At 37.6% G+C, this 20,107-nt stretch carries 18 protein-coding genes and 1 pseudogene; 4 read left to right on the plus strand and 15 right to left on the minus strand.

Annotated elements, in window-relative coordinates; all coding sequences use genetic code 11:
* Positions 1–111: 111 nt before the first annotated feature.
* The 3 genes from J2S08_RS09585 to J2S08_RS09595 all read left to right on the plus strand — a co-directional run bounded on the left by J2S08_RS09585 (position 112) and on the right by J2S08_RS09595 (position 5,633).
* Entirely contained in the window at positions 112–870 is a 759-nt protein-coding gene (locus J2S08_RS09585) for an ABC transporter ATP-binding protein (protein ID WP_307228958.1), read from the plus strand.
* Between the two features lie 5 nt (positions 871–875).
* Positions 876–3,272: an ABC transporter permease gene (locus J2S08_RS09590; protein ID WP_307228960.1), complete on the plus strand. Its 2,397-nt coding sequence runs from the start codon at positions 876–878 to the stop codon at positions 3,270–3,272.
* 564 nt (positions 3,273–3,836) lie between these two features.
* Positions 3,837–5,633, plus strand: coding sequence for a methyl-accepting chemotaxis protein (locus tag J2S08_RS09595; RefSeq protein WP_307228962.1), 1,797 nt, complete (start codon positions 3,837–3,839; stop codon positions 5,631–5,633).
* Between the two features lie 544 nt (positions 5,634–6,177).
* Here the strand turns inward: J2S08_RS09595 and J2S08_RS09600 are convergent.
* From J2S08_RS09600 to J2S08_RS09625, 6 genes are all read right to left on the minus strand, one after another.
* Complete coding sequence (locus tag J2S08_RS09600; RefSeq protein ID WP_307228964.1) at positions 6,178–6,327, minus strand: YjcZ family sporulation protein; 150 nt, start codon at positions 6,325–6,327, stop codon at positions 6,178–6,180.
* 142 nt (positions 6,328–6,469) lie between these two features.
* Positions 6,470–6,901, minus strand: a complete 432-nt coding sequence (msrB, locus tag J2S08_RS09605) for a peptide-methionine (R)-S-oxide reductase MsrB (protein WP_307228966.1) — start codon at positions 6,899–6,901, stop codon at positions 6,470–6,472.
* Positions 6,888–7,382: a peptide-methionine (S)-S-oxide reductase MsrA gene (gene msrA / locus J2S08_RS09610; protein ID WP_307229192.1), complete on the minus strand. Its 495-nt coding sequence runs from the start codon at positions 7,380–7,382 to the stop codon at positions 6,888–6,890. The genes msrB and msrA overlap by 14 nt, the downstream gene beginning before the upstream one ends.
* Before the next feature lie 96 nt (positions 7,383–7,478).
* Positions 7,479–8,066, minus strand: coding sequence for a YpmS family protein (locus J2S08_RS09615; protein ID WP_307228968.1), 588 nt, complete (start codon positions 8,064–8,066; stop codon positions 7,479–7,481).
* 17 nt (positions 8,067–8,083) lie between these two features.
* Positions 8,084–8,863 (minus strand): SGNH/GDSL hydrolase family protein, encoded by a 780-nt coding sequence (locus tag J2S08_RS09620; RefSeq protein ID WP_307228969.1) that lies wholly within the window; start codon positions 8,861–8,863, stop codon positions 8,084–8,086.
* Positions 8,864–9,966: 1,103 nt separating this feature from the next.
* A complete protein-coding gene (locus J2S08_RS09625) occupies positions 9,967–10,809 on the minus strand; it encodes a DegV family protein (RefSeq protein ID WP_307228971.1) in 843 nt (280 codons plus the stop codon).
* A 497-nt stretch (positions 10,810–11,306) separates the two neighbouring features.
* On the opposite strand from J2S08_RS09625, the gene trhA reads away from it, so the two are divergent.
* Positions 11,307–11,942, plus strand: a complete 636-nt coding sequence (gene trhA, locus J2S08_RS09630; RefSeq protein WP_307228972.1) for a PAQR family membrane homeostasis protein TrhA — start codon at positions 11,307–11,309, stop codon at positions 11,940–11,942.
* Between the two features lie 37 nt (positions 11,943–11,979).
* Here the strand turns inward: trhA and J2S08_RS09635 are convergent, their stop codons facing one another.
* The 9 genes and pseudogenes from J2S08_RS09635 to J2S08_RS09670 all read right to left on the minus strand — a co-directional run bounded on the left by J2S08_RS09635 (position 11,980) and on the right by J2S08_RS09670 (position 20,101).
* Positions 11,980–12,486 carry a dihydrofolate reductase gene (locus J2S08_RS09635; RefSeq protein WP_307228975.1) on the minus strand — a complete coding sequence of 169 codons (507 nt, stop codon included), beginning with the start codon at positions 12,484–12,486 and terminating at the stop codon, positions 11,980–11,982.
* A gap of 54 nt (positions 12,487–12,540) precedes the next feature.
* Positions 12,541–13,494 (minus strand): thymidylate synthase, encoded by a 954-nt coding sequence (locus J2S08_RS09640; protein ID WP_307228977.1) that lies wholly within the window; start codon positions 13,492–13,494, stop codon positions 12,541–12,543.
* Positions 13,495–13,668: 174 nt separating this feature from the next.
* Complete coding sequence (locus J2S08_RS09645; RefSeq protein ID WP_307228979.1) at positions 13,669–14,364, minus strand: anthrax toxin lethal factor-related metalloendopeptidase; 696 nt, start codon at positions 14,362–14,364, stop codon at positions 13,669–13,671.
* 154 nt (positions 14,365–14,518) lie between these two features.
* The gene (locus tag J2S08_RS09650; protein WP_307228981.1) at positions 14,519–15,127 is read right to left on the minus strand and encodes a YpjP family protein; all 609 of its coding nucleotides are present in this window, start codon (positions 15,125–15,127) and stop codon (positions 14,519–14,521) included.
* Between the two features lie 424 nt (positions 15,128–15,551).
* Positions 15,552–15,986 carry a BrxA/BrxB family bacilliredoxin gene (locus J2S08_RS09655; RefSeq protein WP_307228983.1) on the minus strand — a complete coding sequence of 145 codons (435 nt, stop codon included), beginning with the start codon at positions 15,984–15,986 and terminating at the stop codon, positions 15,552–15,554.
* A 124-nt stretch (positions 15,987–16,110) separates the two neighbouring features.
* Positions 16,111–17,235 (minus strand): conserved virulence factor C family protein, encoded by a 1,125-nt coding sequence (locus tag J2S08_RS09660; RefSeq protein WP_307228985.1) that lies wholly within the window; start codon positions 17,233–17,235, stop codon positions 16,111–16,113.
* A gap of 203 nt (positions 17,236–17,438) precedes the next feature.
* A complete protein-coding gene (locus J2S08_RS22510) occupies positions 17,439–17,546 on the minus strand; it encodes an IS3 family transposase (protein ID WP_370875662.1) in 108 nt (35 codons plus the stop codon).
* A pseudogene (locus J2S08_RS09665) lies at positions 17,526–18,025 on the minus strand (IS3 family transposase); the annotation flags it as partial. The pseudogene J2S08_RS09665 and the gene J2S08_RS22510, both read right to left, overlap by 21 nt.
* Positions 18,026–18,220: 195 nt before the next feature.
* On the minus strand, positions 18,221–20,101 hold the full coding sequence (locus J2S08_RS09670; protein ID WP_307228987.1) for an ABC-F family ATP-binding cassette domain-containing protein: 1,881 nt from the start codon (positions 20,099–20,101) through the stop codon (positions 18,221–18,223).
* Positions 20,102–20,107 lie beyond the last annotated feature (6 nt).

Consider the following 20,107-nt stretch of genomic DNA (forward strand, 5'->3'; position numbering starts at 1 on the left):
ACGTTATTAGAGCTTAGATTACAGCTATCCTAACGTGATTTAAATATATCTGCTAGTTACATGCAGATACGATAGAAATTTCACTTCGTCAATTGCAAGGAGGCATAAGCAATGAGAAAAAATGAGCTATTAAAAACAGTAAATGTATGTAAAACATACGTATTAGGAACTGAAGACGTTCATGCAGCTAAAAATATCAATTTGACTTTATACGAGGGGGATTTCACGGTTATTATGGGGAGTTCCGGTTCAGGAAAATCAACGCTGCTTTACATGCTAAGCGGCCTCGATAGTATCACTTCTGGAAAAGTTTATTTTAAAGGGGAACGAATGGATCGTTATACCGAAAAAGAAATGAGTCTATTTAGAGCCAAAAATATTGGATATGTGTACCAAGCAATCAACTTAATTCCCGACTTTACCCTCTTTGAAAATATTGCTTTTCCTGGTTATATTGCCGGCAGGAAAAAGAAGCATGTGAAGAAAAAGGCACTTTCATTGTTGAATTTAATGGGGATTGAGAAACAGCAAGACCGTCTCCCTTCCCAAGTCTCCGGCGGCCAACAGCAAAGAGCTGCTATTGCAAGAGCGCTGATCAATGATCCTGATGTGATTTTTGCCGATGAGCCAACTGGTGCACTAAGCCAAAAGCAAGGAATCGATGTACTCGACATTCTGACAGAAATGAATAGAAATGGACAGTCAATCGTCATGGTCACCCATGATTTAAAGGCTGCATGTAGAGCAGATCGTCTCATTCTTGTCAAAGATGGTGAAATTCATGGCAGCCTAGAATTAGAAAAATATCAACCAGAAGAGATATCAGCTCGTGAAAAAACGATCTATTCTTATCTATCTAGAAAGGAGTAAAGACCATGTATCCTATTTGGTTGTTATGCTTGTCTAGTTTTAAAAATAAAAAAACACAAAATGGTTTTATTGCCTTGATTATGATGTTGTCTACGCTGTTACTTTCAACAGCAGTATTAGTAATAAATAATACTGGAAGCATCTATTTAGATATGCATGATAAAGTAAAAGGTGCTCATCAATTGATTCAGCTTGAAAATGGCCTCCATCATCCTGAAGAGATAAAGCAATGGTGGCAGCAGCAGGAAAATGTCACGACATCAGAGCTGATGCGCTATCGTACTTTAACTGGGATCTCCCACAACGAAAAAGAGATATCAAATTTCTATGCGTATATGATGGATACTCCTGATGCTCCTTTTTCGGTTGATCAGCTTATATTTGCGAAGGGCAGCGAAAGCCAAGACCCAGTGCCTGGAACTGTTTGGATTCCAACTGCCTTAGCTTATACACAAAATATATCGATTGGTGATCCTCTCATTTTTAGCACTGAGAAAGGTACATTTCAATTGAAAGTCGCAGCAATCGTTGTAGATATCTCCTACTGTTCCCCTTTTGCGACAAGTGGAAGAATCTGGATGAATCATACAGACTTTCAACAGCATTTTACCAATATGCAAGGAACAGATATGTACATGATGGGTTTAAGATTCGATGACTATAGTGAAAACAGAGAGTATTGGGAATCACTGGAAGAGACGCTCAGATCCCCTTATCTGGAATCAATAACTGATTTTGAAGGCATCTCTTCATACTACATGATTACAAATAAAATGATTGGTTTTATAATGATTTTTCTAGCAGTTATCATGATTGGAATTGCCATTTTTACACTCGGATTTACGATATCTGATACAATTTTGTCCAACTACAAAACAATCGGGATCTTACAATCAATAGGCTTCCCGTCACGATATATTACTATCGTTTACACAATCCAATATACGCTGCTGGCTTTCACAGCTGTCATACCAGGAATCAGCATCAGTTATTTTCTTTCAAATAAAATTGTGAAAAGCTCCCTTTCTTTTTTAAATACGAATAGCACCGAGATGCAGATTCACTTTTTCCAAACCGCTTTGATTACAGGACTAATGATGGTACTGCTTATCGGTGGAACGTCTTTCTTATTATCCTATAAAACTCGTTTTATCAAACCCGCTCAAGCAATTCGCAGTGGGATGACTGAAAAAAACAATGCTAAAGGCAGACAAAAACAAACGCCTAAAAATAGGATCATTCGTTTTGAACGCTTTCCATTCCCATTCATGATTAGTTTGAGAGACATACGGAGAAATAATCAAAGTTCCTTATTAATAGTGCTCCTATCGACGATGACAACCGCTGTGCTCGTCTTTGGATTCATTTTTGTTTTCAGTATTTTTTCCATTAAAGAAACGATTTCTTTATGGGGCTATGATGCAGCCGACCTTTCACTACGCATTGACAACCCATCAACACTATCTTATCAAGACTTAGAAAAGCAAGTTCTTTTAGATAAAAGAGTGAAAAACTATAGTAGATTTGGCGAACTTAATGGTGTCATTCCCATTGACGACCATGATTTAAAAAAAGGAACAACAAATGTACTCATAATGGCTGTTGAAGGAAATTATGATGATATCGGCTACGTAAATCTTGAAGGACGTAACCCACAATCCAACGATGAGATTGCTATTGGCATCAATATTGCTAAATCACTGAATAAAAAAGTTGGCGATCCAGTGATCGTCTATATGAAAGGGCAACAATTACAATTTACTGTTACTGGAATATATCAAGCAATCGCAAACATGGCTTACACTGCCAGGATTTCTTCTGATGCCGTATTGAAAATAGATCCATCATATAACGATATGGAAGATATTTTTTTAAATGTCCATGAGAACATCTCGCCTGAAAGTTTTATAAAAGAATTAAAAGAAAAGTACGGACATTCTATTTGGGCAGCAACACAGCGGACTTTAGTTGATGAAGTTTTTTCTCAAGCTACAGCTATTTTAATCATGCCAATAACAGTAATGGGGCTGTTATTTGTTATTGTTACTTTAGTTATTATTTATAGTATTTGCCGGATTCAAATCAAAAAAGAAAGTCGAACATATGGAATTTATCAATCTATTGGAGTGACGATATTTAAGGCTAAAATGTCTATTGCATTAAAGATTTTCATTCTTTCAATGATTGGAGTAATTGTAGGAGTACCAATCGGGCTGTTTGGACTTCCGCTGATTCTCCCCTTCATTCTTGCTGATTATGGAATCGTTAAAATTCCTTTGATATTACACTGGAGCGGTGTAACTGCAGCAGTTGTTTGCAGTGTATTAGCAGCTGTAATTGGTGCATGGATTGCCTCTAACATTGTTAAAACAACAACTCCACGAATGCTGACTATAGACTAGATAAAGTGAAACTTCCAAGGTGGGATTTTCTCTCATCCCCCCATACAAAGGATAAAAGCGAGACGTCTTGTAGGCCCAAACTAATTGGACATTGGACTTTCAGTTATTTCCTCCAGTGCTTCTTATTCCTCTTACGCTTGAGGTGAAGGTCTTGACTTGCTAGTTAGATGTAGGATAAAAATAAACACACCAAATATTCTTCCCCTTTTAGTATGTCTACAGATCATTTTATTTAGGACATAACTCCCGATCTGTCGCAGCCATATGTAATTGGACTTCCATCAGTTGTAGTAATTTTCTACTGATGGAGGTTTCTTTCTTCCTTTTCAAGTTCCCCCCCTAAATTTCTCCCAATTAAATTTCTTAAAAAACAGAAAAAAATACCCAGTTTGGAAGTTTTCACTATATTTATGACAAAATAATGACAGAATACTAGATAATTTTGGCTATTATGTTTACAATAATAGTGAATACATGTTCAATACATGGGCAAAACTTCACACTAAAAGGAAAATAGGCTTGTAGTGAGGTAAAGAAAGTTTTATTTGACAAGGGGGGAATAATGTGATCAAGAAAAGCAAGCGAATGCTAGTATATTTGAACCGAAAAAAAAGCCAGAAAAAAGACACGTCGCCAAAGCAAAAAAGCGAGAACAAAAGGTTTTATTTTCATACCATTAGGGGAAAAGTCCTCTTATCTTTTGGACTATTAAGCTTACTTCTTATCGGTATTACTTTCACTGCTTATCAAACGATGGATACGCTTGATAAAGAAATCAACTATTTAGTTCATCACGATATGGAAGTGCACAATCATGTGGAAGCACTATCAAAGGCTATTTCTGACATTGAAGTAGGACAACGGGGTTTTGTCTTAACTGGAGATGATACTTTCCTGCAAACCTACACAGAAGGCAAAGAAGAAGTAAACATTCTATTTGAAGAAATAAATACACTAATGAAAGATCAACCAGAGCAATTGGAAAAAGTTGACTCGCTAGAAACATCATTTGATTTTTGGATTAGCTGGATTGATAGAGCGATTAAAACTAGAAACAATTTTGGTCAGAATGCGACTGATCTTGTACAGTCCTCTCAAGTGACGATCTATATGAAACAATTGCATACACAATTACAAGAACTTAGTGAAGAAGAAACGGCAAGTTTAGATCAAAGGATAGCGAGCTTGCATCGTCAAGTAAATACTTCCCAAATTGCTACTGTAGGACTATCTTCTCTAGGTGTTCTGCTTGCACTCGTTTTTGGTTTTGGCCTCTCCAAAAATATCAAAACAAACCTTCGCAAAATTAGTACATCTATTTTAGAAATTGCTAATGCAGGAGGTGATTTAACGAAAAGAATTCGAATTAAGAACAAAGATGAGATTGGAGAATTAGCCAACGATACGAATCTCTTAATTGAAGGAATTGCAAAACTTGTAAAAGAAGTTGCCAACATGGCTGAAAATGTATCTGCAAGCAGTGAGGAGCTACTTGCATCAGCAGAAGAAACATCCAAAACCATTTTATCAATTGCAGAAACAACAGGAGAAATTGCAGTAGGAAGTGAAAAAACATCCTCGCAAATGGATTTTTCTTTTAAAAAAATGTCCACCTTGGAGAAAGCAGCGATCCTTTTAAATGAGTATACAGATAAAGTAAAACAGGCGGCGGAAAACATGAAGACAGCTGCTGGAGAAGGTGGAGAATCTGTCAAAACTTCCTCTTTAAAAATCATGAGTATTGAAGAAACGATGGCTAAAACGAGTAAAACGGTTCAAATACTTGGTGAAAAATCACAAGAGATTACAAAAATGATCAATACGATTACTGGTATTTCCGAACAAACTAACTTGCTTGCATTAAATGCAGCGATTGAAGCAGCTAGAGCAGGCGAGCATGGACGAGGATTTGCAGTCGTTGCTGATGAAGTTCGAAAACTTGCGGAGGAATCGCAAGAAGCAGCAAAAGAAGTGACAGCTATTGTCTACTCTATTCAAGACGAAGTCAGCACCGTTATTGAACAAAATAAAGAAGGTATGCAAGCAGTTATCGCTGGTGTTGAAATCTCTAATGAAACGAATGCATCTCTTGAGAAAATATTACGGCAAACAAATACAACAACGGACATTATAAATGAAATGATTGCTCAAATTACTGAAACACTTCATTTGAGTAGAGATGTAGCAGCTTCCTTTGCTACTGTAAGTGAAATTTCTGATCTAACTGCTATGAATACAGAGAGAACTGCTTCAGCATCTGAAGAAGGTTCAGCAGCGATGGAAGAAGTGACGGCATCTGCGTGTGAATTATCAAAGCAAGCTGAAAATCTGCGGAATCTTGTTTCCAATTTTAATATTTAACATATGTTTATCGACAAACTTGGTATATGCTGCTTACGAAAACCGGGATATCTAAAAAATGATACGTTTTGATGAACCCTACCGCAGCAAAGAGGAAATTTTTCTTCCTACCATGGATGATGAAACTTTTCTAACCAAGGGAACATTTACAAAAAAATAAAGCTATCACCCCTTTTCCAACCTATCAATAAATGAAAGGCGAGATAAGTGAAACTTCCATGAGTGGAGGTTTTCTTTCATCCTCCACTCATGAGGAGTAGAACAAAGGCTAGGATCGCGAGCGTCCCCAAAAAAGGATACCGCTTTTTCTTCGTGCATGCTGATTCAGAAGCTTTCCTTATCCTGTTAGTCCGACTCGAATCAAACATTTCACTTTCAGTTATCCCCCCCACCTTTGGTTGGGGTCTTGGACTCGCCAGTTAGATGTGGGATAAAAAAACACCAACCATGACTGGCTGATGCTCATTCTGCAATTGATGACCAGTGGGGAATCTGTTCCCCATTAGTCATCATCCATCATGAAACAAGGCATTTCTATCATGCATTATTTTGGATAGCACCAACAAGCGCCGATAATAATTAAGAGAACAAACAGGACGACGATTAGTGCGAATCCACTTCGTACTCCTCCATAACCACCGTATCCACCATATCCAACGGGATAACAACTGCTGTCATAACCTCCATAGTACATACTGCTCAACTCCTCATTCTCAATATTTCTCCGTTCATAATAAGCTATGTAATTACCCCATAGGCTGTATGTGTATTCGCCCATATGATGAATATTTTATTTAAATTAACGTTTTTTATTTGTTAAAAAACGAATAAAAAAGTTATGGCTTATCAAACAACGCTTTATATTCTCCGTAGCCTTCTTCCTCAAGATTTTCTTTCGCGATAAATCTTAAAGCAGCTGAATTAATGCAATATCGAAGTTTTGTCGGTTCGGGTCCGTCAGGAAATACATGTCCTAAATGAGCATCAGCCGTTTTACTTCTTACTTCTGTTCTCACCATTCCATGTGATGAATCTTTGTGTTCGGTAATTTCTGCTGCCTCTATTGGTTTCGTAAAGCTAGGCCATCCACAGCCAGCATCATACTTATCCTTCGAACTAAATAAGGGCTTTCCTGAAATAATATCTACATAGATCCCTTCATCTGTCGCATCCCAATATTCGTTTTGAAAGGGCGGTTCTGTCCCGTTGCATTGTGTAACTTCATATTGCATTGTTGTCAGTTTCTTTTTTAAATCAGTTTTTTTCATGCTTATCCCCCCAATACACTCTAATAAAAGCTGCTCTGCCTGAGCCTTCGTGATAGGATGCATACCTCTCTGGGTTCTTTTCGTAAAAACTTTGATGATAATCCTCAGCAGGATAAAAAGCCGCTGCTGGTTCGATATTAACAACAATTGGCTTTTGAAACCGACCGCTCGCTGCTAATGCATGTTTCGATGCTTCTGCTAGACGCCGCTGCTGTTCATTATGATAAAAGATCGCCGGACGATAGGAGCTTCCTCTATCATAGAATTGGCCAGCAGCGTCAGTTGGATCAATTTGCTGCCAAAAAATATCTAATAGCTTTTCATAGCTAAATTGGTTTGAATCATAGGTAATTTGCACTGCCTCTGTATGGCCAGTGTGACCAGCACATACTTCTTCATAGGTGGGATTCTTTTTCGTTCCTCCAGTATAACCAGAAATGACTTTCTCAATCCCGGGCTGTTCATCAAACGGTTTCACCATACACCAAAAACAGCCGCCAGCAAATGTTGCTTTTTCTAAATGCTTTTCTTCCACTTCATCTTTTCCTCCAAACACTTTTTAATTGTTTTTTAGAAATCATGATTCCGTTAATACCATAAGCGTAAATTTAATATCATCTTCTTTCAGATTAAATTCATCCGCCCTTACCTTCATATCCCCTTTTAACTCCATATCCTGCAGGGAAACGTAAACGAGTTGATCTTCCGGTTGAATGTTTACCCAGCTAGGCAATTGATAAGTATCACGGATAAATTTTAAAATATAAGAAACAGGCAATCTTAATTTCCCAACTGAAATCGATTTTTGATGCAACACTAGATCCCCATTTTCTAAGGCCTCAGGCTCAAAGGTCATTTCCATATCAATCATCTGGGTAAATACTTTCATTTTTCCTTGTAAAACGACAGATTCATCGTTTAAATAAACATTATACTCGATAGGACCATTCAAACCTTCTTTTTCTAAATAATAATTGATGATTTTATTTAAATCAGCTTTATTTGAAGATACCTGGAAAGCGACATGTTCCTTTAAGTCATGTTCAGTTGTTGGCAATGGCTCTTTATTTGCCGGCGAAAACAACAAAAACACGACGAAGATGATTATAGCGATTACGACAGCTAGTAAAAGAAAGAAAGCCGCCTTCCACTTATTTTTTATCATAACTCCTTACTCCCTTTTTACTCATTCATTTCTAAGTATTCCCTAACATGTATAAATAAACGGTTGGAAATCAATTCGTATCCGCGATCATTTGGGTGGAATTGATCATTATATAATAACTCCTCTTCTTTATTTTCAAAAATATCGATGATAGGAATGTACGCAGCTTGTTCAAATTGTGAAATAATTTTTTCACTTGTCTTATTCCAATCCAAAATAATATGATCTAACTCCTCAATTTCAAACCATTTCTCAAAAGGATTATAAATGCCGATTAAAACAATGTAAACATCTGGGTTATAGTTGCGAATTGTGTGCAAAATTTCTTGAAGTCTTTTCTCATATCCTTTTTTTGCTTTTTCAAAAACGGATAAATCAAGGTTAGCAAAATGTTCACGAAATACTTTCATGACATCGTTGCCGCCTATTGTTATCATAACCATATCTGTATGTTCAATTGCTTTTTTTACCTCTGGCTTCTTTAGTCTTTTTAATAATTGATCTGTTCGATTGCCGCTTACACCATAATTTTCAATTTTTGCCGTACGAATGTCTTTAAGCATCTCTAGCTGTTCCTTTAAATAGGGAATATAACCGCCCGCATCTCTACTATCGCCTACACCTTGTGTTAACGAGTCGCCTAAGGAGACGATAGAAAGCTCCTGCGGAATAAAATGCTTAGATAGCTCTTTTTTTTCGTCCATTTCTACTAATTTTACTGTATGTTTTTGCACTGTTGTAGAGCAGCCTGTTAAAAACAACAAAGCGGCAAAAAGAAAGGTGAATTTTTTTTTCATTTGTCCTCACCCCGCTTTTATTATGACCTGATGATGTCCATCACAATGATAAGAGAACAGGATATCACAAATTAATCTCGTTTTTTCGTACTGGGGAAAACTTTTGTCCTGATGGATATTCAGTTCTAGTTATTCAACATCAATCATTGTTTTTATTATATCACGCAAAAATGAGGACGAAACATTTTTGTTTATAAGATAAAGAAGATGAAGCCCCTCATTCAGAAGGACATTACAATGATAACTTAGAGATAATGACCAATATTCAAGTTTTCACACAGTACTTGCTTTGTAACAGTTTGTTGTGGGGGTTTTCTCTCATCCTCCACTGATAAGAAGGAGAACAAAGGCTAAGATCTCAGGCGTCCTCGAAAAGGAAACCGCTTTTCTTCGTGCGGTGTATCGCTGCCGAAGCTTTCCTTGTCCTGTTGCAACGCCTTTGTGACCGACATCCTCGAAAAAGAAGAGCACTTTTTCTTCGTGCGATGCTGATTCAAGAAGCTTTCCTTATCCTGTCGGCTCGAACCAATCGGACATTTGACTTTCAGTTATCCCCCACCTAGCGCTTCTGATTCCTCTAATTCCTGAGGTGGAGGTCTTACTACTAGTTAGATGTGGGATAAATGAAAAAATAATCTTTATTCCGATTTTATCTATGTTCTTGCTTCTGTTCACAGGAGGATGTTCGACAATTGAATGAGAGAAGATGAAAAACAGTAGTTGTAAATGGAGATGTAAGAGATACAACTGCTTCTCTTAATGTATTGTCAGCTTTTTAGAAAAGAAGATGAATATACAGGTTATTTATTACTTCATGGCAGCACAGCACCAATATGTATAGAGTACCATGAAAGCAATGATGATTGTTTATCATAAAAACTAACAAGATCATATCGTATGAAAGGATCATGATACGAAATTTCTGTTTGTTTAGAGATTGCTGCAGAGACAATAAAAATGACAAAAATGGAAACAATTCGAAACGATATCGATGATAAATACAAACAACAATATGTGTAGCTCCAACGAATACACCAATGCCTTTATAAATGCTTTCTAGAGAGCATATTCGCCATCCCCCCACAAAGTGGAGGGATGTTTCTTTACTCTGTGTAATACATGAATCCAATGGCGCCGGCGCCTGTATGGGTACTAATAATTGGAGTTGTATAAGCTATATCAATGAGATCATATCCAGTCAATTCTTTAATACAGTCTCTTAACTTATATGCAAGCTCAAGTCCATCTGCATGACTAAGCCCGACTTTTTTAATTGTCTTTCCTTTTACATCCTCAACAAATTGCTTAGCCAAATACTTAACTACTTGCGAATGGCTTCTAACCTTTGCAATCGGTGTATATTCGCCATTATCAAGATTTGCAATCGGTTTTATTTTTAGCAATGAACCGATAAGTGCCCTTCCTTTCCCAATCCTTCCACCCTTCACTAAATTTTCTAATGTATCTACAACGACATAAAGCTTCGTATTTTCTCGTATTTGATCAATTTCTTTTAAAATTGCTTCCATTGGCAAACCTTCTTTAGCCAACTTTGCAGCAGCAATGACTTGGTAAGCCAATGCTTGCGAAATAAAACGTGAATCTACAACAGTTACTTTTGTTGTCGTCATTTTGGCAGCACTTCTCGCTGCCTCTACTGTACCGCTCATATTCCCAGTCATATGAATCGAAAGCACTTCACTGCCATCTTTCCCTAATTCATCATATAATTCAACAAATTTCCCTACAGCAGGCTGAGAGCTTTTAGGCAATTCTTTCGCAGAGCGCATCTTTTCCATGAAGTCTTGCGGCGTCAAATCAACTCGATCCAAATAAGTAGTTCCATCAATAAAAATAGATAAGGGCACTACATGGATACTTAGTTCTTCTACTGTTTCAACAGATAAATCAGCAGTAGAGTCTGTTACAATCTTAATATTAGTCATTTGTTCACATCCTGTATGTCTTATACATGTATTATAACGATAATTTAGTAAGATTGATATAACAAACATAAGGACAATCAGTTTCTAATATTTTCTGAAATGTTCACCAGTATCATATGATTTTTAATGAATCTATTTTTTTATTAACAATTCAGGAAAATCATTGCTCGCATTATTTATTAACGGCGTTACAGCATCTTTTTTTAATGTGTTAGGTGGTAGCGGTTTTAGCAAATCCTCCACCTCGGAAAAAAGAAATTTGCTTTTTCTTTGTCCGATGCCAACTCAAGAAGCTTTTTGAACTGATCGGATTTTCCCTCGGTTTAAAAACGAAGCCCATGAGAGCAAGAAAACATGGATTTTTTTCCAAAGCATCATTCTTTTTAGACGAGCAACAATGACGGATTTTTGAACAACCTCTTCTAGACATGATTTTACATTGCCAAATATTTCTGAAAAGGCTATGATGGAAGGAGTTGAAAAGGAGGTTCTTAAAAGTGACATCCACCTATGGCTATGATTGGAAAGATGAATTGGCTAATGCGATTACACATGGAATTGGCTTTTTACTCAGTATTCCTGCGTTAGTGATGCTGATTGTGTTTGCTGCTCAAAAGAACAGTGTACTGCATATGGTAAGCTTCATTATTTTTGGTGTATCAATGCTTCTGTTGTATTTATTTTCAACGATGCTCCATAGCTTTAAACCATCAAAAGTAAAAAACTTATTCGCGATTTTGGATCATTCTGCGATCTATATTCTGATAGCAGGTACTTACACACCTCTAGCACTTGTAACTTTAAATGGAGCACTTGGCTGGACATTGTTTGGGATTGTTTGGGGGTTAGCGATTATTGGCGTTGCTTTCAAATGCTTTCTAATTCATAAATTTAAGATTCTATCTACTATATTTTATTTAATAATGGGCTGGCTTGTCATTATTGCCTTTCAGCCTCTATATCAAAACTTGACTGGAAAAGGGTTCATGCTTCTTTTAACCGGAGGAATCCTTTATTCTGTCGGCACCATATTTTACCTATGGAAAAAACTTCCTTATTCTCATGCGATCTGGCACTTATTTGTCATAGCAGGCAATGCCAGCATGTATTTTTGTATCTTATTTTATGTATAACAAGATACAGTATACAAAAAACAGCGAACCCACATTGCTAGTGGATTCGCTGTTTTTCATTTCTTTCATATACTTGTATGTCATAGTCATGTGGATTTTTTTCGTCTTTCCGCTTTCTTTTGCTAGAGAGCAGCTTCCATTGTGACCAATCAATGTCTGGAAAGTAGACATCCCCTTTAAAGGCTTCTTGAATCTTTGTAACGTATAATCGATCCACTTCGTCCATGAGTAAACGAAATATCTCCGCTCCCCCAATGACAAATACTTCTCCGCCTTGATTTTCTATCCATGCTAGCAGTGTTTCTTTTGAATGAAAAACCAAACAATCTTCTGCTTTAAAATCTTGATCTCTCGTTAAAATGATATTTTGTCTGCCTGGAAGAGGCTTTTTAGGAAGTGAATCATACGTTTTTCTTCCCATGACAATCGGATGCCCCATTGTCGTTTCTTTAAAATATTGTAATTCTCCTGGCAATCTCCATGGAATTCGATTGTCTTTCCCAATCACGCCATGAAGATCTTGTGCCCAAAGGTACGAAATCATCTCTTTACCTACTCCTTCTCTTCGTTCGTCTTAAATTAGCGCCACTATTATCCACTATACTGCAACAGGTGCGGGAATCGCTGGGTGCGGATCGTACCCTTCAAGTGTAATATCGTCAATCTTAATATCAAAAATTGATTGGACATCAGGGTTAATCGCAATCGTAGGCAGTTTTCGCGTCTCTCGTTTTAATTGTACTTCAATTTGCTCAAGATGATTGAGATAAATATGTGCATCTCCTAAAGTGTGAATGAATTCGCCAACCTCCAGTCCGCACTCATGGGCGATAAAATGGGTCAATAGAGAATAGCTGGCTATATTGAAAGGGATGCCAAGGAATATATCACCACTTCGTTGATAAAGCTGGCAGGATAGCTTATTATCTAATACATAAAATTGAAAAAGGGTATGGCAAGGCGGCAGCGCCATGCTCGGTATATCTTCAGGGTTCCAAGCGGATACAATAAGCCTTCTTGAAGATGGATTTTCTTTTATCGCTGCAATCACTTCCTTCAACTGATCAATCGTGTTTCCCGTTGAAGTCCTCCACTTTCTCCATTGCTTGCCATAAACATCTCCTAAATGTCCGTATTTTTCTGCAAAGGCCTCCTCTGTTAATATTCGATGCTTAAAGGTTTCCATTTCTTCTTGATATTGGCGTGCGAATGCTTCGTCACATTGAGCGCGAAGTCCAAAATTAGTCATATCCGGTCCTTGATAGTCTGGACTTTCAATCCAATTTTTAAAAGCCCATTCGTTCCAAATATTATTTTTATGTTGTAAAAGATATTTAATGTTTGTATCCCCTTTTATAAACCAAAGCAATTCACTTGTAATGGTACGAAAAGGCATCCTTTTTGTTGTCATCAAAGGAAAGCCTTTGCTTAAATCAAACCTCATTTGATAGCCAAATGTACTAATGGTTCCAGTACCTGTTCGATCTGATTTTTTGACACCTGATTCTAGTACGTGTTTACAAAGAGCCAAATATTGTTCCATTTCCTGCATCCATCCTTATTATTAACATTATTTAATTTTCTCCAACAATGAATTGGAATTAAGCTAACTATATCAAATTTGTTGTATGCGAGTAACAGAAAAAATGACAGATGGAAAATAACCCAGTCTGTCAAAAAAGTGTTTTTTAACAACTATATCATCATACGATATTTAGCAAAAATATCAATCTAAATGAGAAATAAAAGCGAAAGTAGCCGGTGCATCTTTTTTTAGCCTCTCTTTAGTTGAATCGTTATAATAAAACATTGCAAACGCTTCAGCAAAATATTCCTCTTCATAATGAAGAAAATAAAAGTTGCCGGGAAAAAGCTTATCTGCTTCTGTACGCCAAATTTGTTTATATTCTTTAGTGGATAATTGTGTGCTGTACACGAAATGGTGAAGAGAATGTGCTAATTCATGCAACTCTAAATTAACCGAGCCATGTCCGCTGCCTCTTTCACTGTGGCCTATTTTCACAAAGACTGTTTTTCCACCACCAATTCCGGGCACGTCATCCCATGTAATTGAGCTATCTTGATAACCACGCGGTTTGATCCCTTTTAAATGAGCAGTATGCCGATAGTCTGTCAGCTTGCCTGTAAATAACTGAATCTTGATATCTGCTGCTTTAATTTTCTTCAGCATGTCAGGAGGCAATTGATCAAGCTGTTCAATCAATTGAATGACACTCGTCTGATTAAAAACTTCGTGTACAGGCAGCACAATAATATCTTTCAAACTATCACCTGAACGCAGCTGCAGTTTAGCAAATAGCGGGCTTTTGTATAAAGGAATGCCATCAAGTTTTAACGATGAGTGGCCGCCAAGAAGAAGAACAATCATGCAAGTGAGGAAGATAATCAGTAGTTTGCGCATTCTCGGTGCACTTCCTTCACAAATGAATTCATATTATAGTAGATTCATTATAACATAGCAGCATTTGTGATCGGCAGGAAAAAACCGTAAAATGATCGAGAAAATCTTTCCTCATCGATGCTGAATCTTCCTCTTTTCATATTATTATTTTTTATCAATGTTCTCCTGACATCCATTGCGGCGGGGTGTTTTTATCCCAGAAAATCGTTCCAAGCTCATAGTGGGTTTGAAATTGATCATGATAAGTATGATAGTGAAAGTTAAAATAATACCCGTCTAATGGAGGATGATCTCTTCGAACATGGAATTTAATAATGTCCTCCATCGTCTCAACGTGGTAAATATTAAAAATCTTCTCACTCATCCCTCCACCTGGTGCTTCCGTAATTGCTAGTGCAGACAGCTCTTCATCTGGGTATTGCGAAGCTGTCATTTCGATTGCATGTTGAATATTTGGCAAGATTACTTGACGAAATTCATCTGCAATCACTGGGGATATCCTCTTTCCAAATTTAGTAAATGATTGTTTTACTGCTTCCTCCATCATCATTGCCATAAATGCTTCTCTGCCCTGTTCCTCTTCGTTTTCGACAACAGTCTCTTCAACTGGATCTGATAGTTGGCGATTACTAGAGAATTGCCTTCCTTCTGCTGCATGATCCGCCTCTTGATTTTCGGACCATAGTGCATGTGAAGGGGTCACAATGCCAAAAGTTAATAAAGAAACAATGACGATTAACGATTTTCGCATCCATTTTTTCATCTTTGCCATACCCTTCTTTCACAATCAATCTACATTGCTGTTTTCTCTCGATTTTAGATACATACTAATTAGTACGAGTTTTTTTAAAAAAAGTTTCAGACTATTGAAGTTTATTTTATTATACAATGGAAATAATCATCATATAAGAGGTTGTTCAAAAAGTTTGGGAAAAGATTTCAACTTTTACTTGCCGAAATCTTAAAATCTTCTCCCTTCTTATTGAACATACCATTCAACCAGTTTGCTAGATAAAATGTGAAGAAAGGTGGATTTTAAATGAATGCAATTCTTGTTACTATCGGATTTTTCTTTCTACTCGCTTACTTCATTTATTTAGGCATTACTGATTGAACACCTAGTCTTGTCAACACTCATACGAATGGCATGAAAAACGATGCTCGTTTTTCATGCCTATTATTGTAAATTAACAATACTTTGCAAATGCTTCTCTTAAATTGTCTACAATTACTTCAGCTTCTTCATCCTCAATCTGTTCTCGTGGAATAAAATGCACTACTTTCTGGCCATTTAATAATGCCATTGACGGAGAAGAAGGCGGCAATTCTTTAAAATACGCGCGCATTTTTTCTGTTGCTTCCTTATCTTGTCCTGCAAAAACAGTGACAAGATGATCAGGCTTTTTCTCGCTTGTACTTACAGCAGTAATCGCAGCAGGACGAGCAAGTCCAGCAGCACAACCGCATACTGAATTAATGACAACAAGCGTTGTTCCTTTGACGCCTTCCATAAAAGCTTCTACCTCATCGGCTGTCAGCAATTCTTTAAAGTTTGCATTAGTCAGCTCTTCTCTCATAGGCTTTACGAGCTGTCTCATATAATCTTCATATGCCATAGACATATCCGTTTCCTCCATTTCTCGTACGTTTTAAAAAGTCATTGCAACAAGACTCCCAAAGACTGAATAATACAGAGTGTCGTCATTTTGATCGTCTATTACAAGAGTCGACACTGAACAAATGCTTTTAGTTACCTTGTCTTGCTTCCGTCATTTGTTTCCAAACAGAGCCTTTTGCTTCTTCTCCGCCTTCAATGCGCTCTATTGCCATTTTCACTTGTAATTGCACTTCAAATTCTGGATCATTGGCTGCTGCTTTTAAAGCGGGGAGAGCCTGTTCATCTCCTACTTCGTAAAGAAACATGGCCGCCCGCCAGCGTACAATTTTACTCTTATCCTTTAAAGAGTCAATCATAGCATCCATTCCCTCAGCAAAACCTAGATCAGAAAAGCAATCCCCTGCTGTTCTTCTAACAGTTACTGCTTTGTCCTTTAGTGCTTCTGCCAAAATTGGCAGCACTGCTTTGTCTTCAATCATGCCCAAATATACAACAGCTAATCTTCGAATCGAAGCTTTTTCATCTTGCAGTGCTTTTTTCAGGACAGGAATATCTTCAATTGTCGGATCATCCATTTGTTCTAATAATCGATATCGCTCCTGCCAATCCGGATGTTGAAACATTTCTTCCGTAACCTTTATTTTTTTAATCGGCGTATGGTGAACCTGCTGTGGGTTTCTTCCTCTCTCTACTAATACGTTTAGGCGGTCGCTTGGATAGGCAGCAATCAACTCTTCTACAACATCATGGCCTATTTGTTCTAATTCTCCATAGCGGACGCCAACATCTTTCCATTTACGGAGAAGTACATAATTTTCTCCATCAAGCTGTACTGCCTCCATTGCGTTTGTAAATTCTTCCGGCAATCCAAACCGCTTTTCCTCTTCATTCGTTGTCAGCTTTACTTGCAGAGGAATATCCTTAAACATTTGCACAAAAACATTCACTTCACCGAAATGTTCATCTGCCAAACTGTTTTTTTCATTATTCATATCGCTTTCACCAAAAACTGCCCTTACTTGCGGTAAGATTTCTTGCCATGTAAAACGGCCATTTCGTTCCACAGCAATGAAATCAGCTACATGATATACACCTTTTACACCATCTATTTCCAAGATTGCCTTTATTAAAGGCGATGCTGATGCAGCATCTTCTCGTTTATAGTTATTGCTTTTTCCAGCAGGAAGTGCTTCATCTAATGTCACTTTCATCGTATTCGGACTCGGTGTAGGCTCAATAGATTTTATCTTCATTTACATCCCCCTTACTAAACGTACATCCTATTTTAGCATATGGGCTTATCGACCTCTAATATCTTGACTGCACGCAAATGGGAGAATGTCATCATTTTTTATCCCACATCTAACTGGCGAGTCAAGGCCCCCACCTCGGGGAGTAACCCTAAAAGTTAGACACGGTTATTTTATTAAGCAACGGGTTGGGTATGAGTTCGAAATTATATCGGACTTATACCTTTTAATTTTGCCTTTATTCGTTTGTTGTTGTAGTACTCGATGTATTTCGCTAATTCTAATTTAAAATGATCTAAAACATTCGGGGTAATCTTGCCAACCGTTCCTTTGTAAGAGCGATATTTTTTCATATGTAATTTCATCACTCGCTGTATTTTTTTATGATTCACTTTTTGACCACGGTTCTCCAATTCCTCGCGAATACGACGATAGCCGTTAGCCGTAACGTCCTTCATGTTTGTCATAAATCGCTTTAATCGCTTCTTTTAAATCAGGATCTGGCTCAGGACGATCCATTCTTTTCACTAAATAGTAGTATGTACTGCGTGGAATCCTGCCAGCTTCACCAATGATTTCACCGGAAATTCATACCTTCATTCATTGACTATTTGTGCTTTGTCTTGTTTGGTGATTTTTCCTTGCTTTGAACTAAGGCATTCAACTTTTTTAAATAAGCATTCTCCATACGTAATTGCTCTAATTCGGCTTGTAGCGCTTCTACTGACCCTTCAGTTGGTACTAATTTCTTTGATAGTTTTTGATTGCCTTTTTTCATAGATAGACACCCCCTCGTATATTATGTTTATACCCTTTTTTAAGAGACCTGCAACCGCCAAGTAGAAATAAACACGTTGGCTGAATAGATTGCATTTTCCAGTAGAGACGTGCCCTTTATTTGGAGAGGCGGGCATAATAACCTCTCTTGGGTATAGCCAATTTATCTTTTTAATTGGCTATACCCTTTATAAGTCATAAACGATACTCTCTATTCCATTAGTTCCGACAAATAACTCCATCTAGTAATTAAATGTTCTAATTCATTGTCTACCTGTTCTATTTTTTCCATTAAGATTTGCGCTTGTTCAAAATCACTATCAATATTGTTTAACTCGGTTTGATAGCTTTCCAGCTTTTCTTCTGTTTCGGCAATTTTATCTTCTATTTCTTCCCATTCTTTTTTCTCTAAATAACTGATCTTTTTCTTTTTGACCGGCTCTTCTTGTTCACTTCGGGGCGTTTTGGCTACTGCTGTTTTTTCTGCTTCTTCATGTTGTTTTGCTTCTAAGTATTCACTATATGTCCCGTAAAACCGGTCAATCACGCCCTCGCCTTGAAAAACAAGGAGCTGTTCTGCCGTTTTATCTAAAAAATAGCGATCATGAGAAACAGAAATGACAACTCCTTGAAATTCTTCGATATAATCTTCCAATACCGTTAACGTCTCTGTATCTAAATCATTTGTCGGCTCATCAAGTAAAAGAACGTTAGGCTTTGACATGAGCAGCTTTAGTAAATAGAGCCGGCGCTTTTCACCGCCTGACAGCTTTCCAATCGGTGTACCATGGCTCGAAGCAGGGAAAAGGAAGCGTTCTAGCATTTGGGTTGCTGACAACGATTCGCCATCTCTCGTTTCAACAACCTCTCCAGCTTCACGAATATAAGCAATCATTCGCTTGCTTTCATCCATATCTTCCACTTCTTGTGTGTAATATGCAATATTAACCGTTTGACCAACGACTAGCTCACCGTTATCAAGCGGGAGCCTGCCTGCAAGCAAATGTAAAAAGGTCGATTTTCCGCTCCCATTTTTTCCAACGATTCCGTACCGATCCCCTGGCTTAATAAGTAATTGAAACGAGGTTAGAATCGAGCGATTGCCAAATGATTTTTCTGCATCAACCAATTCAAAAACTTGTCTGCCAAGACGACTTCCTTGAAGACTCATATCAATAGCTTCTTTCTCAGGAACTTTTCCTAATTCAGACTGTAATTGATCAAACCGTTGGATGCGCGCCTTTTGTTTTGTCGAACGTGCTTTCGCTCCTCTTTTTATCCATGCTAATTCCTTTCGATAGATGTTCCGCTTTTTGATCTCTCTCTGTACCGCTTCTTCCTCTCGCTGCGCTTTCGCTTCAATAAATGTTTGATAATTCCCATCATATTCATATAAATGACCGTGATCAAGTTCAAAAATTCGATTCGTTACTTGATCAAGAAAATAGCGATCATGTGTTACGAGCAAAATAGCGCCCTGATATTTTCCAAGGTAGTCCTCTAACCATTTAATAGATGAGTAATCTAAGTGGTTTGTTGGTTCATCTAAGATGAGCAAGTCAGGTGTTTCCAACAACACTTGTGCTAGTGCTACCCGTTTCTTTTGGCCGCCGGAAAGCTCGGCAATCTGCTGATGCACATCATGGATGCCGAGTTTAGATAAAATCGTCTTTGCATTTGTACTAACATCCCATGCATTGTGTGCATCCATTCGTTTTTGAAGCTGAAATAAAGTTTCTTGAAAAACTTCATTTTCCGGCGCTTTTTCAAGCTGCTGCACTGCTTGCTCATACTCATTCATCAATTTTATAATCTGGGCGTTCCCTTCGAAAACTTGCTCTAATATGGTGAAGTGTGAAGAGAGTGGCGGATGCTGCGGCAAATAAGCAATTGAGTAGTCATTTGGCTTTACTAAGGAACCTCTATCAGGATCATCCATCCCAGCAATTATTTTTAATAGCGATGATTTGCCTGTTCCATTTACGCCAATCAAGCCAATGCGGTCCTTTTCCTTGATATGAAAAGAAATCGCTTGAAATAATTGCTTTTCCCCATATGTTTTTGTTACGTTTTCTACAGACATCATTTTCACGACTCT

This window comes from Bacillus chungangensis (assembly GCF_030812995.1).
In the GTDB taxonomy this organism is placed as follows: Bacteria; Bacillota; Bacilli; order Bacillales; family Bacillaceae_C; genus Bacillus_CF; species Bacillus_CF chungangensis.

Bases quoted from the DNA above. Each gene is read 5' to 3' on its own strand.
- J2S08_RS09585 (WP_307228958.1), top strand. From the start codon at position 112: ATGAGAAAAAATGAGCTATTAAAAACAGTAAATGTATGTAAAACATAC.
- J2S08_RS09590 (WP_307228960.1), top strand. From the start codon at position 876: ATGTATCCTATTTGGTTGTTATGCTTGTCTAGTTTTAAAAATAAAAAA.
- J2S08_RS09600 (WP_307228964.1), bottom strand. From the start codon at position 6,327: ATGTACTATGGAGGTTATGACAGCAGTTGTTATCCCGTTGGATATGGT.
- msrB (WP_307228966.1), bottom strand. From the start codon at position 6,901: ATGAAAAAAACTGATTTAAAAAAGAAACTGACAACAATGCAATATGAA.
- msrA (WP_307229192.1), bottom strand. From the start codon at position 7,382: ATGGTGAAACCGTTTGATGAACAGCCCGGGATTGAGAAAGTCATTTCT.
- J2S08_RS09615 (WP_307228968.1), bottom strand. From the start codon at position 8,066: ATGATAAAAAATAAGTGGAAGGCGGCTTTCTTTCTTTTACTAGCTGTC.
- J2S08_RS09620 (WP_307228969.1), bottom strand. From the start codon at position 8,863: ATGAAAAAAAAATTCACCTTTCTTTTTGCCGCTTTGTTGTTTTTAACA.
- J2S08_RS09625 (WP_307228971.1), bottom strand. From the start codon at position 10,809: ATGACTAATATTAAGATTGTAACAGACTCTACTGCTGATTTATCTGTT.
- J2S08_RS09635 (WP_307228975.1), bottom strand. From the start codon at position 12,486: ATGATTTCGTACCTTTGGGCACAAGATCTTCATGGCGTGATTGGGAAA.
- J2S08_RS09640 (WP_307228977.1), bottom strand. From the start codon at position 13,494: ATGCAGGAAATGGAACAATATTTGGCTCTTTGTAAACACGTACTAGAA.
- J2S08_RS09645 (WP_307228979.1), bottom strand. From the start codon at position 14,364: ATGCGCAAACTACTGATTATCTTCCTCACTTGCATGATTGTTCTTCTT.
- J2S08_RS09650 (WP_307228981.1), bottom strand. From the start codon at position 15,127: ATGAAAAAATGGATGCGAAAATCGTTAATCGTCATTGTTTCTTTATTA.
- J2S08_RS09655 (WP_307228983.1), bottom strand. From the start codon at position 15,986: ATGTCTATGGCATATGAAGATTATATGAGACAGCTCGTAAAGCCTATG.
- J2S08_RS09660 (WP_307228985.1), bottom strand. From the start codon at position 17,235: ATGAAGATAAAATCTATTGAGCCTACACCGAGTCCGAATACGATGAAA.